Origin of the sequence: Sinorhizobium sp. 8-89 (assembly GCF_030124325.1) — a bacterium.
Lineage (GTDB): Bacteria > Pseudomonadota > Alphaproteobacteria > Rhizobiales > Rhizobiaceae > Sinorhizobium.
In genome coordinates, this window is record NZ_JASKLR010000003.1 from 118403 (window position 1) to 133146 (window position 14744).

The following is a 14744-nucleotide window of genomic DNA, read 5'->3' on the forward strand; positions in this document are numbered from 1 at the left end:
CGAAGGAATTCTAAGGAATGCAGGCGGTTTTCGACGGCCACAACGACGTGCTTCTGCGCCTTTGGCAGCACAGCCGCAGCGGAGGCGATCCGATAGCCGAATTCGTCGAGGGAAGCGACAAGGGCCACATCGATGTGCCGCGGGCCCGCAGTGGCGGCCTCGCGGGTGGTCTCTCGGCGATTTACATTCCGTCGGGCGATCTGGTGCTGAAGACGCCGGACGAAAACGGCCACTATGCTACCCCTTTGTCCGCGCCGCTTGATCGTCTGCCGTCGCTCGCTACGGCTATGGAGCTTGCAGACATCGCGATCAGGCTCGATCGCGCCGGAGCCTGGAGGCTCTGTCGTTCGACCGCGCAAATCCGCTCCGCGATCGCCGACGGTGTCTTCGCCGCCGTGCTGCATATGGAGGGTTGCGAGGCGATCGGGCCCGATCTCTCGGCGCTCGAAACCTTTTATGCGGCGGGGCTTCGGTCGCTGGGTCCGGTCTGGAGCCGTCACAACGTCTTCGGGCATGGCGTGCCGTTCGCCTATCCCATGTCTCCGGATACGGGCCCAGGTCTGACCGAGGCGGGCTTCGAGCTAGTGCGCGCCTGCAACCGGCTCGGCATCCTGATCGATCTGGCGCACAGCACCGAACAGGGCTTCTGGGATGTGGCGAAGACGACCGACCAGCCGCTTGTTGCCAGCCATTCCAATGCCCACGCGCTGACGCCCGTTGCCCGCAATCTCACCGACCGGCAACTCGACGCCGTGCGTGAAAGCCGTGGGCTCGTCGGTCTTAACTACGCGACGACGATGCTTCGCCCCGACGGGCAGGAGAATGCGGCAACGCCTTTGTCCGACATGGTGCGCCATGTCGACTACATGGTCGAGCGCATGGGAATCGATTGCGTCGCGCTCGGATCAGATTTCGACGGCGCGACCATACCGGAGGAGATAGCCGACGCGGCGGGTAACCAGAGGCTCGTTGCAGCACTGGAAGACGCCGGATATGGTGAGGGCGAACTGGCAAAGATATGCCGGGAGAACTGGCTGAGAGTTCTGGGACAGGCATGGCACGAGGCTGCCTGATCCTATGATGAAAGGCCCGGAAAGGGCATAAAACGAGGGAACTGCAAAAAATGATGCACAAGCTCAATGGACGTTTTCGACTGCTTGCCGCTTCGGCGGCACTTGCCATGCTGATGGGCGCTTCGCAGCCGGCCTTCGCAGAGACGCCGAAGGACACGCTGGTCGAAGCCTTCGCATTCGACGACATCATCACCATGGATCCGGGCGAAGCCTTCGAGCTTTCGACCGCCGAAATGACCAGCAACACCTACAGCCTGCTCGTCCGCCTCGATCTCAACGACACGACCAAGGTCGTCGGCGATCTCGCGGACAGTTGGACGGTTTCCGATGACGGCCTGACTTATACGTTCAAGCTGAAATCCGGTCTGAAATTCGCCTCCGGCAACCCGATCACGGCAGAGGACGTCGCCTATTCGTTCGAGCGCGCCGTGAAGCTCGACAAGAGCCCGGCCTTCATCCTTACGCAGTTCGGCCTTAACGGCGACAACGTCACCGAAAAGGCGAAGGCCGCCGACGCGCAAACCTTTGTCTTCACCGTCGACCAGCCTTATGCACCGAGCTTCGTCTTGAACTGCCTGACCGCAACGGTTGCTTCGGTCGTCGACAAGAAGCTGGTGCTTGAGCACGTCAAGGCGGTGACCCCGACCGAGGACTATAAGTATGACAACGACTTCGGCAACGAATGGCTGAAGACGGGTTATGCCGGTTCGGGTCCGTTCAAGCTGCGCGAATGGCGGGCGAACGAAGTCGTGGTGCTGGAGCGCAACGACAACTATTACGGCGAACAGGCAAAGCTGGCGCGCGTCATCTACCGGCACATGAAGGAAAGCTCCGGTCAGCGTCTGGCCCTCGAAGCCGGCGACGTGGACGTCGCGCGCAACCTCGAGCCCGGCGACTACGAGGCCGTGGCGAAGAACGGCGATCTGGCGACGACCAGCGCAGCGAAGGGCACGGTCTACTACATCAGCCTCAACCAGAAGAACGAGGCGCTGGCGAAGCCAGAGGTGCGCGAAGCCTTCAAGTACCTCGTCGACTACGATGCGATCGGCTCGACCCTGATCAAGGGCATCGGCGAAATCCACCAGAGTTTCCTGCCGAAGGGCGTTCTGGGCGCGCTTGACGAGAACCCCTACAAGCTCGATGTGGCCAAGGCCAAGGAACTGCTGGCAAAGGCCGGCTACCCGGACGGCTTCTCCGTCACCATGGACGTGCGCAACACCCAGCCGGTCACCGGCGTTGCCGAATCCTTCCAGCAGACGCTCGGACAGGCCGGTGTGAAGCTCGAGATCATCCCGGGCGACGGCAAGCAGACGCTGACGAAGTACCGCGCCCGCAACCACGACATGTATATCGGTCAGTGGGGCATGGATTATTTCGACCCGAACTCGAACGCCGAAACCTTCACCAGCAACCCGGACAATTCCGACGAAGGCAAGAACAAGACGCTTGCCTGGCGCAATGCCTGGGACGTTCCGGAGCTGACGAAGAAGACCAAGGAGGCGCTGCTCGAGCGCGATAGCGCGAAACGCGCCGAGACCTACAAGGAGCTGCAGAAGACCGTTCTGGCGGAAAGCCCGTTCGTGATCATCTTCCAGCAGACGGAAGTTGCCGGCCTTCGCGGTAACCTGAAAGGCCTCAAGCTCGGTCCGAGCTTCGACACCAACTACGTTTGGAACGTCTCCAAGGAATAACCCGAAAGGACCGTTCCCTTGAGCATGAGTGGAACAGAACGATTGAGCGGGCGCAGACGCGCCCGTTCCCGAAAGGCTGTGGCCTCGGCATTGCAATTCCTTGTCGTCGTGGCAACCACCTATCTCGGCCTTCTCGCCGTCACCTTCTTCATCGGCCGCGTGATCCCGATCGATCCGGTCCTCGCCGTTCTCGGCGACCGGGCGCCCTCGCATGTCGTCGAGAGAACGCGTGAGGCGATGGGGCTCAACCTGCCTCTCTACCAGCAATTCTTCATCTATGCCCGACAGGCGCTTTCCGGCGACTTCGGCGTTTCGGTGCTGACGACTAACCCGGTGATGACGGATATCCGCCGCGTTTTCCCGGCGACGATAGAGCTTGCGACGCTTGGAACGCTGATTGGCGCCTTTATCGGCGTCCCGCTCGGCGTGCTCGCAGCGGTCAGGCGCGGCAGTATCGCCGACCAGATCGTCCGCGTCATCGGCCTTGTCGGCTACTCGGTTCCGATCTTCTGGCTTGCCCTGCTTGCCCTGCTTGTCTTCTACGCGCGGCTGCAATGGGTCGCCTATCCCGGCCGCATCGATGTGGTCTACGAGTATACGTTTTCGCCGATCACCGGCTTTTATCTCGTCGACGCGCTCTGGCAGGGGCAGTGGGATGTCTTCCGCGATGTCTTCCGCCACATCATTCTGCCGGCATCATTGCTCGGCTATTTCTCGCTCGCCTATATCAGCCGCATGACACGCAGCTTCATGCTGAACGAGCTGCAGCAGGAATATATCGTCGCCGCGCGCGCCAAGGGTCTTTCGGAAGCGCGGATCATCTGGGGCCACGCGCTGCGCAATGCCGCCGTGCCGCTCGTGACGGTGATCGCGCTTTCCTATGCGGGCCTGCTTGAAGGATCGGTGCTCACCGAAACCGTCTTCGCCTGGCCGGGGCTCGGCCTCTACATCACCAATTCGCTGCAGAATGCCGACATGAACGCCGTGCTCGGCGGTACGATCATCATCGGGTCGGTCTTCATCGGCATCAATCTCCTGTCCGATCTCCTCTACCGGACGCTCGATCCAAGGACGCGCGCGCGATGAGCCTTGCCACGGAAACACGACCGATGACACGCCGCGAATGGCTGCTGTCCGACCGGCCGCAATCGCGCACCCAGGCGCGTCTCGGCCGCGCCTATATGACCTGGCGTCGCTTTTCGGCCAATCGCTTGGCGGTTCTCGGCCTCATCATTCTGCTCGGGCTGGTGTTCGTGGCGGCCTTTGCCGATGTGCTGGCGCCGCATTCGCCAGTCGTTGGCAACCTCGGCGGCGCGCGGCTGTTGCCGCCGGGAAGCGAGGGTTATCTGCTCGGCACGGATGACCAGGGCCGCGATATCCTCTCGCGACTGATCCACGGGTCGCGGCTGACGCTTGCGGTGGTCGTGCTCGTCGCGATCATCGCCGCGCCCGTAGGCCTTATCGTCGGCGCCGTCGCCGGATACTCCGGTGGCTGGGTCGACGCCGTGCTGATGCGCATCACCGATATCTTCCTCGCCTTCCCAAAGCTCGTCCTGGCGCTTGCCTTCGTCGCAGCGCTTGGACCCGGCATCGAAAACGCCGTCATCGCGATTGCGATCACCTCCTGGCCGCCCTATGCGCGCATCGCCCGCGCGGAGACGCTGACGGTGCGCAATTCCGACTATATAGCCGCGGTGCAACTGATGGGGGCGTCGCCGGCGCGCATCATCTTCCGCCATGTCATGCCGATGTGCCTGTCGTCGCTGATCGTGCGCGTTACGCTCGATATGGCCGGTATCATCCTGACGGCGGCGGGCCTCGGTTTCCTTGGCCTTGGCGCGCAGCCGCCGCTGCCGGAATGGGGTGCGATGATCGCCTCCGGCCGCCGCTTCATTCTCGATCAATGGTGGGTCGCCACCATGCCCGGTATCGCCATCCTGATTGTCAGCCTCGGCTTCAATCTGCTCGGCGACGGCCTGCGCGACGCCCTGGACCCTCGGGAGGGCGGCCAATGAGCGCGCTTCTGACCGTCAACGACCTGAGGGTCCGGTTTCCGACGCGCACCGGCGTGATCGAGGCCGTGCGCGGCGTCTCCTTTACGCTCGGGCGCGAACGTCTCGGCATCGTCGGCGAGAGCGGCTCCGGCAAGTCGCAGACGGGCAGGGCGATCATGGGGCTCACGCCGTCGCACGCCGAGGTGACTGCAAAGACGCTTTCGTTCGGCGGTATCGATCTGCTTTCCGCTCCGCCAAAAGTCCGCCGGGATCTTCGCGGCAAGCGCATTGCGATGATCCTGCAGGATCCGAAATATTCGCTGAATCCGGTGATGAGCATCGGCCGGCAGATCGTCGAGACGCTTCGGCGGCACGAGAGCGTCAGCCGTTCTGAAGCGCGAGAGCGGGCGCTGGATATGCTCGCGGCGGTGCAGATTCGCGACCCGGCTCGCGTCTTCGACCTTTACCCGCACGAGGTTTCGGGCGGCATGGGCCAGCGGGCGATGATCGCCATGATGCTGGTCGCAGGCCCCGAGCTTCTGATCGCCGACGAACCGACATCTGCCCTTGACGTGACGGTGCAGCTCGAAGTGCTGTCGATCCTCGACAAGCTGGTCGCAGATCGCGGCATGGGATTGATCTTCATCTCGCACGATCTCAGGCTCGTCTCGTCCTTCTGCGATCGGGTGCTGGTCATGTATGCCGGGAGGATCGTCGAGGAGATCGCCGCATCGGATCTCGCCAGCGCCAAGCATCCCTATACGCAAGGCCTCCTGAACTGCATGCCCGTCATCGGGGCGGATCGCCATCCCTTGCCCGTCCTCGACCGCAAGCCGGAGTGGGCGCTATGACGACTGCCGTTTCCGTTCAAAATCTCACGGTCAGGTATGACGACTTCAAGGCGCTGGACGCTGTCGGGGTCGATGTCGCTGCCGGCGAGTCCTTCGGTCTCGTCGGCGAGTCAGGCTCGGGCAAATCCACCTTGCTCAGGGCGGTCGCAGGGCTTGCGCCGGTAGCCGAGGGTACGATCCGCGTGGAGGACCAGCAGCTTCAAGGCGCGCGCCGCGACAAGGCATTTTACCGTTCGGTGCAGATGGTGTTCCAGGACCCCTACGGGTCGCTGCATCCGCGCCAGACGGTTGACCGGCAATTGCTGGAGCCGCTGGCGATCCACGGCGTTGGGGACGGCGAGCGCCGCATCCTGAAGGCGCTGGACGAGGTCGGGCTCGGTTCGGGCTTCCGCTTCCGATATCCGCACCAGCTTTCCGGCGGCCAGCGTCAACGCATCGCCATCGCGCGGGCGCTCATCCTCGAGCCTTCGATCCTGCTGCTCGACGAGCCGACATCGGCACTCGATGCATCTGTCCAGGCGGAGGTGCTCAACCTCCTTGAACAAGTGCGTCGCGATCGCAAGCTGACCTTCATCATGGTCAGCCACGACCTCGGGGTTGTCACCCATATGTGCGACCGGCTGGCGGTCATGCAGAACGGACGCGTGGTCGAGCGGCTGTCGTCGGCCGATCTCGTCGCGGGACGCATCGGCGAGGACTATACGCGCAACCTGATGCTGGCGAGCAAGGGATTTCGGCGGGGGTGAGCCCGCCCCCGAAGCGGCTTGGCCTCTATTCCCGTCGCCGATCTCCTGTGAAATGCAAAAAACGCACCAAGACATTGTCTCGGTGCGTTTGCAGAACAGCGTCCTTCGGGTGATCACTTGCGCCGCAGGAAGCCGTCCGGGGCAACGGTAATCATCAGTTTCCGGTCAATCGAGCGGTCAATCTCGAATTCCGGGTGCGACTCGAGATATTTCCACACGGCCGTCTTGGGGTTGTTTCCCTTACCCCAGGGACGATCGGGATAGGCTTCTTCCGGCAGATCCTCGATGACGGTATCGAACACGACGCAATAGCTGTCCTTCGTGGTCAGCGGCGCGTAGGCCTCCAGTTCCGCCAACACGTGATCATGGGTGTGGTTGCTGTCGAGGCAGACGAGAACGCGCGAAAACGGCTTTGCAAAATCGTAAACCCGCTCGACGACGTTCCGCTCGATGCTCGACCCCTGGATCATGTGGATCCTGGACGACATCGGGTGAGCCTCGATGGCCTCGCGGTTGTGGGCACGGATGTCGATGTCGACGCCCAGAACCTTCCTGCGCGGAGCGCGGGGATCGAATGTCGTGCCGGCCTCGATTGCATCGCTCATGTCGAGGAGCGCCAGGATCGATGCGCTCATGATGAGCGAACCGCCGTGGGCGATGCCGGTTTCGATGATGAGATCCGGCCTGGTCTGCCAGATGATCTCCTGCATCGCGACGATGTCTTGCGGATACTGGATGATGGGCCGGCCCATCCAGAAGTAGTTGTAGGAGTATTTCGGACCGATCGACTGGCGCAGGAAATCGGCGGCACTCTTGCGGAATTCGCTGTTTGCTTCGATCTCGGAGATTCGCGCAGCAACCTCCTCTCGGAAATCAGTCATGGTCGACCTCAATATAGGTGTATGCGTTGTTGGACATTCGCTTGATCTCTTCGAGATAGTTGCGGTTCATCACGTAGATACTCGAACCGGGGGGCAAATCCGCCAGCACGTCGTCCGGCGCGCGGACGCACAATCCGGTGATCGGCAGGTACTTGCCTTGCTTGGCCGGGTTGATGTCGATGACCGCCTTTACCGGCAGCCCTGCGCGCGTGCGCAGCAGCGAGAAGATCACGCCCTTCGACGCTCCGCCCCAGATCACAGCCGGCTCCCGGTCCGCCGTATCCAGCGCCTCGAGCTTGCGGGTGAAATCCTCGGGAAGGCCCGCCCGGTCGTCCTCATTGATAGAGGGTTTGCGCAACGAATTCAGTTCCGCGACGACGAACAGATACTGGCCGCCGAAGACCCGGCCGCTCGAGATGACGTTGCCGAAGATCCGGTGAAAGTCGGAAAGCCTGAAGTAATTGACGTGCTCGTAGAAGATATCGAACCAGGCCCGGCGCTCGCAGATCCAGTCGAAGCACGGGACTTCGATATAGATCTTTCCTTGGCCGCCGTTCGCCTGTTTCAATTGCTCGAGGAAGGCGACGGGATCCGGAATGTGCTCGAGCACATGGCGCAGGATGAGGCCCTTGGCCTCGATGCCGGACCCGGGCTGGAAATATTCCCTGCGGACGCGCGGGTTGTCGCCCTCATAGGCCGGATCGAAACCGGTGATATCGACGCCCTGGCCGAGAAGCTTCTCGAGGAAAAAAGCCTTCCCGCATCCAACTTCAACAAGCTCCTGGCGGCCCATCGTATCGAGAATGATCCTGGTGACATCATCCAGATGACGCTGGAACGAAGGGCTGACGGCCTGCTCGTTCTGATAGCTCGTATCGTAGACCATCAGTTCCGGCCGGAAGGCCGCATTGCGCACCAGACCCGTGCCAAGATCCTCCACCAGGCGCATCTCGCCGCGCGGAGAGGATATTGCCTCGTCGGCGCTGTCGTACATCTTGTTCTGAAAAATCGGCAACTCGCGTTGCTCGTAGAGCACCCGCGTCGCGTTTCCTGATGCCATAAGTGGTTCCTCAGCCTGTCGGTTCACCTGACGCCCACGACATGAGGTGGGTCGACGAGGTTTTCAGCTCGACCCCCGAAATTGAGCAGGTCCCGCCTACCATGCTCGTCGGCGATTCTCTCAGCAAATTCTCGGATCGTTACCGGTACGCCTGAACAGATATTGACCGCTCCTTGCGCGGTGCTAACCGAAGCGTCCACAATCATCCTGGCTGCCTCGCGAACGTCAAGAAAATCGCGGACCTGATGACCTTGGGTCAAATCCGCCATCTGCCCGGAGGCAAGGGATTTTCTGAGATAGGGAACGAACCGCCGTTCGTCTTCTCCTTCGCCGTAAAGATAGAACAGCCGGCACCAGGCAAATTCCACGCCTGCGTGCGGCAGCCATTGCGAAAGCGCAATGAAGGCCGCTGCCTTGGCGCCCGCATAGGGCGTCAGGGGCTTGAGCGGCGTGTCGGTCGTCAGGGGGCGGCCGGTGAGTTCGTATTCAAAGCATGTGCCTATGCCGACAAAGCGCCTGACGCCCGCGGCTGCGGCGCCTTTGGCCATGGCCAGAGTGCCGGTGAGGCAATCGAGATTGATGGGCGATGTGAGGTATTTGCCGGGCTCGGCGTACCAGGCGAGATGGATGATCGTGTCGATGCCGGCGAGTGCTTGCGCCCACCACTCCGCCGATTCGGAAAAAAGCGCGTCGGTTGAAAGAATGCGCCCGATTCGGGCCATGCCGACGAATCTGTCCTCGCTTGCCGGGCGGACGACAGGACATGCGACAATGCCGCGTTCGGTCAATTCGCGTAAAACATGGCGGCCGACAAAACCGGTGGCGCCGGTGAGAAGGACTTGTTTGGTCAAGCGTTTTCCAGTCGCGGGCGAGGGCGATTTTTGCAAGGCATAGTGTTCATGGGGCTGATATCAGGTTTCCGCGCACTAACGTCTTTCGATCGCGCGGAAATGATGGTACCGCCCTCCAAAGTCGTCGCTCTGATGAACCCTTCGGCCGATTGAGAGGACATGCCATGCAGCGCTTCAGGCGCATTCGTACGGAACTTCCCGGCCTGACGGTGGTCGAGCGCATACAGTTCGGTGACGAGCGTGGTTTCTTCTCGCGCTTCTTCTGCCAGGAGGAGCTTTTCGGGTTCGGTTCGACCGGCGCGATTGCGCAGATCAATCACACGATGACCCGCACCAAGGGCGCCGTTCGCGGGCTGCATTTCCAACGGTCTCCCCATGAAGAGGCGAAGTTCGTGTCGTGCCTGGTCGGCGCGATTTTCGATGTCGCCGTCGACATGCGTCCGGACTCGCCGACCTATTTGCGTTGGCACGGCGAGGTTTTGAGCGCCGAGAACGCGCGGTCGATAATGATTCCGGGCGGCTTTGCCCATGGGTTCCAAACCCTCACCGAGAACTGCGAGCTGATCTATCTCCACGACAAACCCTTTGCGCCGGAGGCGGAAGGCGGATTGAACGCGCTCGATCCGCGGGTGAACATCGCATGGCCCATTGAAATCACCCAGATGTCGGAGCGCGACCGAAGCTTTGCCTTCATCTGATCGCCGGCATGAGGTGGGGCGCGCCCGCCTCAGATCACCCGCACTTCCGGAATGGCAACCACGAAACGGCCGCCCCAGGAGCGGACGTGATCGTTCGCGGCAACGATTTCCTCCGTCAGGTTCCAGGGAAGGATCGCGACATAGTCGGGCTTGGCGGCCGCCAATTCGTCTGGCGCGTGGATCGGGATATGGCTGCCGGGCGACAGCTTGCCCTGTTTCAGGTCGTTACGATCGACGATGAAGGCTATGTCGTCGGAGGTAAGGCCGCAAACATTCAGGAAGGTGTTGCCCTTGGCCGCAGCGCCATAAGCCGCCACGGTCTTGCCCTCTGCCTTTGCGTCGGCGAGAAACGCCCGGAATTCTTCGCAGACCGCTGCAATCCGCTTTCCGAAGGCCAGGTAGGTCTCCATGCGCATCAGACCGGCCGCGGCTTCGTCGGCGCGCACCTTCGCGAGGCCCGCGGTCTCCGGCCTCGTGCCACCCGCCAGTTGCGCATAGACGCGCAGCGAGCCGCCATGGGTCGGCAGTTCCTCGACGTCGAAGACGTGCAAGCCGCAGGCTTTGAAAATACGCTCGACGGCGACGAGCGAGAGATAAGAATAGTGCTCGTGGTAGATCGTATCGAACTGGATGCCTTCGATCGTGTGCAGCAGATGCGGGAATTCGAAGGTCGCCACGCCGTCCGGCTTGAGCAGGATCGGGAAGCCGCTGACGAAATCGGCGATATCCGGCACGTGCGCCAGAACATTGTTTGCGGCCGTCAGGTCGGCGCGGATGCCGCGGGCGACCAGTTCACTCGCAGTTATCTGCCCGAAGAAGGCGACATGGGTCGGGACTTTGCGACCCTCGGCTATCTTGGCGGCGTTGGCGGCCGGTTCGACGCCAAGCACGGGAATATTCTTCTCGGCGAAATATTGCAGCAGATAGCCGTCGTTGGAGGCAACCTCCACCACCTGTGACGTGCCGTCGAGATTGAAACGGCCGATCATCTTTTCGGCATAGCGCCGGGAATGGTCCAGCCAGCTCGTCGAGAACGACGACAGGTAGTGATATTCCGCGTTGAAGATTTCATCGGCGGGTACCGTTTCGGTGGTCTGGACGAGCAGGCATTCCGAGCAGACCATCACCTGCAAGGGAAAGGCCTGCTCGCGCGCGATCGCTTCCTCGGTCGGCTCGAGAAACGAATTGGACCAAGGCGTCGCCCCCAGGTCGGCAACCAAGGTTGCGAGAGGGGTCGAGCAGAAGCGGCAGTGATGAGGCATTATCATTGGCGACCTTTCGTAAATGCTGCGATCTGGCCGAGCGTGAGTTGGCGTGCGGTCTCGCCCCGGCGCCAGCCGTTGTACCAGTGTGCGGTCCACTCGATCGCCTGTCGCTGCGTCAGTCGCGCGCGCCAGGCGAGGGCCTCGGCTGCGAGTGCCGGGTCAAGACCGAGTGTCTGCATTTCGCGCGGCTGTCCGAGTGAGGAGACATCGTCCCATTGTGAGGACAGCCCCATTGCCGCCTGGATGGCGTTTGCTACATCGCGCACGGCGATCGCCGGTTCGGCCGGGGAGGGACCGAAATTCAGCGCGTCGGCGCGGGTTTCGTCCTTGTAGAGCGCTTCGGCAAAGAGGAAATAGCCGTTGAGACAGTCAAGCACGTGTTGCCATGGGCGTGTCGCTAGCGGACTGCGTATATTGAGCCTTTCGCCCGAAAGCGCCGCGCGCACGATATCCGGCACCAGCCGGTCGGCAGAAAAGTCGCCGCCGCCAATGACGTTACCGCCGCGCGCCGTCGCAATGCGGATGCCGCGCTCGTTGAAATAGGAACTGCGCCAGGTCGCGACCGCGATCTCGCACGCGGCCTTCGAGCCCGAATAGGGATCATGGCCACCGAGCGTGTCGGTTTCCCGAAAGTGGCGGCCGCTCTCGTCGTTGCGGTAGACCTTGTCCGTCGTCACCACGAGAATGGCCTTGACCGACGGAGTGGCGCGGGCGGCCTCCAGGAGCCGTACTGTGCCCATGACGTTCACGTCGAAGGTCTCAGCCGGCGCCGCATAGCTTTCCCGCACCAGCGGTTGTGCCGCCATGTGCAGAACGATTTCTGGCTCGCTCGTCCGCAGCGCCTCGGCAAGTGCTTGGCGATCGCGAATGTCGCCGAATTGCCCCTCCGGCAATTCGTCCTCATGCAGCAGGGCGTAGAGCGATGGCTGCGAGACCGGCGCCAGGGCGTAGCCGCTGACATGCGCCCCCATCTCTCGCAGCCACAGTCCAGCCCAAGCGCCCTTGAAGCCCGTATGGCCGGTGAGGAGGACCCGCTTTCCCGCCCAGAACTTTGGATCAGGCAGACGGGTCATGACCAGAGCTTCCAGGGTGCGCGATCCTGCTGCCAGAGCTCTTCAAGCTGGTTCTTGTCGCGCAGCGTGTCCATCGGACGCCAGAAACCGTCATGCTGGAAAGCCATCAACTGGCCGTCGCGCGCCAGGCCTTCGAGCGGCCCGTCTTCAAATGGAGTGTGGTCGCCTTCGATCCGGTCGAGCACCGAGCGGTTGAGCACGAAGAAGCCGCCATTGATGCGGCCGTTGTCTCCCGCAGGCTTTTCCGTAAAGCTGTAGACTTGGCCGGAGTCGATTGCGAGCGCACCGTATCGTCCCGGCGGCACGACGCTCGTCACGGTCGCGTCCCGTCCATGCCGGAGATGGAAGTCGGTCAATGCGCGGATATCGATGTCGGCGACGCCGTCGCCATAGGTGAGGCAGAAGGTATCGCCGAGATAATCGGCGACGCGCTTCAGGCGCCCGCCGGTCATCGACTCCGCGCCGGTTTCCACGAGGGTTACCCGCCAGGGTTCTGCTTTGCTTGTGTGAAAAATGGTCTCTCCCGTCGCCATGTTGAAGCTGACGTCCGAGGAGTGCAGGATGTAGTTGGAGAAATACTCCTTGATCATATAGCCGCGATAGCCAAGGCAGATCACGAAATCGGAAAAGCCGAAATGGCTGTAGATCTTCATGATGTGCCAGAGGATCGGACGGCCGCCGATCTCGATCATGGGCTTGGGTCGCAGGTGGCTCTCTTCGGAGATGCGTGTGCCGTATCCACCGGCGAGAATGACGACTTTCATGCCCGATCTGCCTCCAACGTGCGCGTTGCGCTCCGTTTTTTTCGTATTCCAGCCTTGCCCGGGGCTTGATTGGCGACGTTCTCCCGGGGGAATCGGCATAACCCGCGGCGGAGACCGGGCGCTGCTGGCGCTCCTTGGCGTATTTTAGGGGCGATTGCAACCGTAAGGCGTTCCGAGGCTGGCCGATGCAGCCGGGCCCGGCTGCTTGCGCGGGTTTGGGGAAAGGCGCAAAATGCCGCTCGCTGGGGCATGGTTCACCGCGGGAGGAGCGAATCATGGATGAAATGAGCCTCACTAATCTGCAAGCGGGAAAGACGACTGTTAAGGCCGAGGCGATCGAGGCGCTGGCGGGGCAATTGCGCGGCCGCGTGCTCACTGAGAACGACGAGGGCTACGACGAGGCGCGTACGATCTGGAACGGGATGATCGACCGCAAGCCTGCTCTGATCGTGCAATGCGCCGGGGCCGCCGACGTCATCAATGCGGTTCGTTTCGCGGCCGAAAACGGCCTGCTCGTCGCCGTGCGTGGCGGTGGACATAACATTGCCGGCAACGCCGTCTGCGACGGCGGCCTGATGATCGATCTGTCGCCGATGAAATCGGTGCGGGTGGACGCCACGGCGAAGAAGGCATGGGTCGAGCCGGGCGCGACGCTCGCCGACGTCGACAAGGAAACCCAGGCTTTCCGACTGGTACTGCCGAGCGGGATCAATTCGACGACCGGTATTGCCGGATTGACGCTTGGCGGCGGTTTCGGATGGACCACGCGCAAGTTCGGTTTGACGCTGGACAGCCTGCTTTCGCTCGATGTCGTGACGGCGAATGGCGAGCTGGTGCGCGCAAGCCCGACGGAACATCGCGACCTGTTCTGGGCGCTGCGCGGAGGCGGCGGGAATTTCGGCGTCGTCACGGCCTTCGAATTCCAGCTTCACGACCTTGAACCGCAGGTCCTGGCGGGGCTCGTCGTTCACCCCTTCGCGGACGCACAAGCGGTCCTTCAGCAATACCGCCAGGCGCTCGAGACGGCGCCCGACGAACTCACCTGCTGGGCCGTGATGCGGCAGGCGCCGCCGCTGCCATTCCTTCCGGAAGAGTGGCACGGCAAGGAAATCCTCGTTCTGGCCATGTGCTACTCAGGCGATATCGCGGCGGGGGGGCAGGCGACCGCTGCCCTGCGCTCGATCGGCAATCCGATCGCCGACGTCGTCGGTCCCAGTCCCTTCGTCGGTTGGCAGCAGGCGTTCGATCCCTTGCTCACGCCCGGCGCTCGCAATTACTGGAAGAGCCACGATTTCATGGAACTGTCCGATACGACGATCGACATCCTGCTGGAAGCCATTCGTCAACTGCCGGGACCGGAATGCGAAATCTTCATCGGCCACGTCGGCGGTGCCGCCGGTCGTATTGCAGCCGAAGAAACGGCTTTCCCGCAGCGCAGCTCGCATTTCGTGATGAACGTTCATGCCCGGTGGCGCGAACCGGAAATGGACCCGGTCTGCATAGACTGGGCGCGCCGTCTTTTCGAGGCGGCCAAGCCTTATGCGGCCGGAACGGCCTATATCAATTTCATGCCGGCCGACGAGGTCGACCGTGTCGAGGCCGCCTATGGCAGCAATTACGGGCGGCTTGTCGAGGTCAAGCGGCGATACGATCCGCAAAACCTGTTCCGCATGAACCAGAACGTGAGGCCGATCGAGGAGCGGGGGGCGGCATAATCTCCGCCTCGATAGAAGGCAGGCTCCGGCCATGCGTGAACAAGCGCGTGGCCGGTCGATTGCCATAACGGCAGAACAGGTG

General features: G+C 62.2%; 14 protein-coding genes. 8 read left to right on the top strand and 6 right to left on the bottom strand.

The annotated features are described in order from the left end of the window. Positions 1–17 precede the first annotated feature (17 nt). From QN219_RS07915 to QN219_RS07940, 6 genes are read left to right on the top strand one after another with little or no spacing between them, the layout of a single operon-like run. Positions 18–1073 (top strand): dipeptidase, encoded by a 1056-nt coding sequence (locus tag QN219_RS07915; RefSeq protein ID WP_283999055.1) that lies wholly within the window; start codon positions 18–20, stop codon positions 1071–1073. 50 nt (positions 1074–1123) lie between these two features. Next, the gene (locus tag QN219_RS07920) at positions 1124–2764 is read left to right on the top strand and encodes an ABC transporter substrate-binding protein (RefSeq protein WP_283999056.1); all 1641 of its coding nucleotides are present in this window, start codon (positions 1124–1126) and stop codon (positions 2762–2764) included. Positions 2765–2806: 42 nt separating this feature from the next. Next, positions 2807–3850 carry an ABC transporter permease gene (locus QN219_RS07925; RefSeq protein ID WP_405052109.1) on the top strand — a complete coding sequence of 348 codons (1044 nt, stop codon included), beginning with the start codon at positions 2807–2809 and terminating at the stop codon, positions 3848–3850. Further along, on the top strand, positions 3847–4779 hold the full coding sequence (locus QN219_RS07930; RefSeq protein WP_283999058.1) for an ABC transporter permease: 933 nt from the start codon (positions 3847–3849) through the stop codon (positions 4777–4779). The genes QN219_RS07925 and QN219_RS07930 overlap by 4 nt, the downstream gene beginning before the upstream one ends. After that, positions 4776–5609 (top strand): ABC transporter ATP-binding protein, encoded by an 834-nt coding sequence (locus tag QN219_RS07935; RefSeq protein ID WP_283999059.1) that lies wholly within the window; start codon positions 4776–4778, stop codon positions 5607–5609. The genes QN219_RS07930 and QN219_RS07935 overlap by 4 nt, the downstream gene beginning before the upstream one ends. Next, positions 5606–6355: an ABC transporter ATP-binding protein gene (locus tag QN219_RS07940; protein WP_283999060.1), complete on the top strand. Its 750-nt coding sequence runs from the start codon at positions 5606–5608 to the stop codon at positions 6353–6355. Before QN219_RS07935 ends, QN219_RS07940 begins: the two co-directional genes overlap by 4 nt. A gap of 113 nt (positions 6356–6468) precedes the next feature. On the opposite strand, the gene QN219_RS07945 is transcribed toward QN219_RS07940, so the two are convergent. The 3 genes from QN219_RS07945 to QN219_RS07955 are packed head-to-tail and all read right to left on the bottom strand — an operon-like array spanning position 6469 to position 9147. Beyond that, positions 6469–7236: a cephalosporin hydroxylase family protein gene (locus QN219_RS07945; RefSeq protein ID WP_283999062.1), complete on the bottom strand. Its 768-nt coding sequence runs from the start codon at positions 7234–7236 to the stop codon at positions 6469–6471. Beyond that, on the bottom strand, positions 7229–8296 hold the full coding sequence (locus QN219_RS07950; RefSeq protein ID WP_283999063.1) for a class I SAM-dependent methyltransferase: 1068 nt from the start codon (positions 8294–8296) through the stop codon (positions 7229–7231). Before QN219_RS07950 ends, QN219_RS07945 begins: the two co-directional genes overlap by 8 nt. Before the next feature lie 23 nt (positions 8297–8319). Beyond that, positions 8320–9147 (bottom strand): NAD(P)-dependent oxidoreductase, encoded by an 828-nt coding sequence (locus tag QN219_RS07955; protein WP_283999064.1) that lies wholly within the window; start codon positions 9145–9147, stop codon positions 8320–8322. A 164-nt stretch (positions 9148–9311) separates the two neighbouring features. On the opposite strand from QN219_RS07955, the gene rfbC reads away from it, so the two are divergent. Next, positions 9312–9845, top strand: a complete 534-nt coding sequence (gene rfbC / locus QN219_RS07960) for a dTDP-4-dehydrorhamnose 3,5-epimerase (protein ID WP_283999065.1) — start codon at positions 9312–9314, stop codon at positions 9843–9845. A 29-nt stretch (positions 9846–9874) separates the two neighbouring features. On the opposite strand, the gene QN219_RS07965 is transcribed toward rfbC, so the two are convergent. The 3 genes from QN219_RS07965 to rfbF are packed head-to-tail and all read right to left on the bottom strand — an operon-like array spanning position 9875 to position 12947. Next, complete coding sequence (locus QN219_RS07965; RefSeq protein WP_283999490.1) at positions 9875–11107, bottom strand: class I SAM-dependent methyltransferase; 1233 nt, start codon at positions 11105–11107, stop codon at positions 9875–9877. 2 nt (positions 11108–11109) lie between these two features. Next, positions 11110–12183 carry a CDP-glucose 4,6-dehydratase gene (gene rfbG / locus QN219_RS07970; RefSeq protein ID WP_283999066.1) on the bottom strand — a complete coding sequence of 358 codons (1074 nt, stop codon included), beginning with the start codon at positions 12181–12183 and terminating at the stop codon, positions 11110–11112. Next, the gene (gene rfbF / locus QN219_RS07975; RefSeq protein ID WP_283999067.1) at positions 12180–12947 is read right to left on the bottom strand and encodes a glucose-1-phosphate cytidylyltransferase; all 768 of its coding nucleotides are present in this window, start codon (positions 12945–12947) and stop codon (positions 12180–12182) included. The genes rfbG and rfbF overlap by 4 nt, the downstream gene beginning before the upstream one ends. A 275-nt stretch (positions 12948–13222) precedes the next feature. Between rfbF and QN219_RS07980 the strand changes: the two genes are divergently transcribed. Then, a complete protein-coding gene (locus tag QN219_RS07980) occupies positions 13223–14662 on the top strand; it encodes an FAD-binding oxidoreductase (RefSeq protein WP_283999068.1) in 1440 nt (479 codons plus the stop codon). Positions 14663–14744 lie beyond the last annotated feature (82 nt).

What these genes read in the sequence shown, in the direction of transcription:
- QN219_RS07965 (WP_283999490.1), bottom strand. Translation starts at nt 11,107, where the DNA reads ATGCCTCATCACTGCCGCTTCTGCTCGACCCCTCTCGCAACCTTGGTT.
- QN219_RS07980 (WP_283999068.1), top strand. Translation starts at nt 13,223, where the DNA reads ATGGATGAAATGAGCCTCACTAATCTGCAAGCGGGAAAGACGACTGTT.
- QN219_RS07945 (WP_283999062.1), bottom strand. Translation starts at nt 7,236, where the DNA reads ATGACTGATTTCCGAGAGGAGGTTGCTGCGCGAATCTCCGAGATCGAA.
- QN219_RS07920 (WP_283999056.1), top strand. Translation starts at nt 1,124, where the DNA reads ATGATGCACAAGCTCAATGGACGTTTTCGACTGCTTGCCGCTTCGGCG.
- QN219_RS07940 (WP_283999060.1), top strand. Translation starts at nt 5,606, where the DNA reads ATGACGACTGCCGTTTCCGTTCAAAATCTCACGGTCAGGTATGACGAC.
- QN219_RS07915 (WP_283999055.1), top strand. Translation starts at nt 18, where the DNA reads ATGCAGGCGGTTTTCGACGGCCACAACGACGTGCTTCTGCGCCTTTGG.
- QN219_RS07930 (WP_283999058.1), top strand. Translation starts at nt 3,847, where the DNA reads ATGAGCCTTGCCACGGAAACACGACCGATGACACGCCGCGAATGGCTG.
- rfbG (WP_283999066.1), bottom strand. Translation starts at nt 12,183, where the DNA reads ATGACCCGTCTGCCTGATCCAAAGTTCTGGGCGGGAAAGCGGGTCCTC.
- QN219_RS07935 (WP_283999059.1), top strand. Translation starts at nt 4,776, where the DNA reads ATGAGCGCGCTTCTGACCGTCAACGACCTGAGGGTCCGGTTTCCGACG.
- QN219_RS07950 (WP_283999063.1), bottom strand. Translation starts at nt 8,296, where the DNA reads ATGGCATCAGGAAACGCGACGCGGGTGCTCTACGAGCAACGCGAGTTG.
- rfbC (WP_283999065.1), top strand. Translation starts at nt 9,312, where the DNA reads ATGCAGCGCTTCAGGCGCATTCGTACGGAACTTCCCGGCCTGACGGTG.
- rfbF (WP_283999067.1), bottom strand. Translation starts at nt 12,947, where the DNA reads ATGAAAGTCGTCATTCTCGCCGGTGGATACGGCACACGCATCTCCGAA.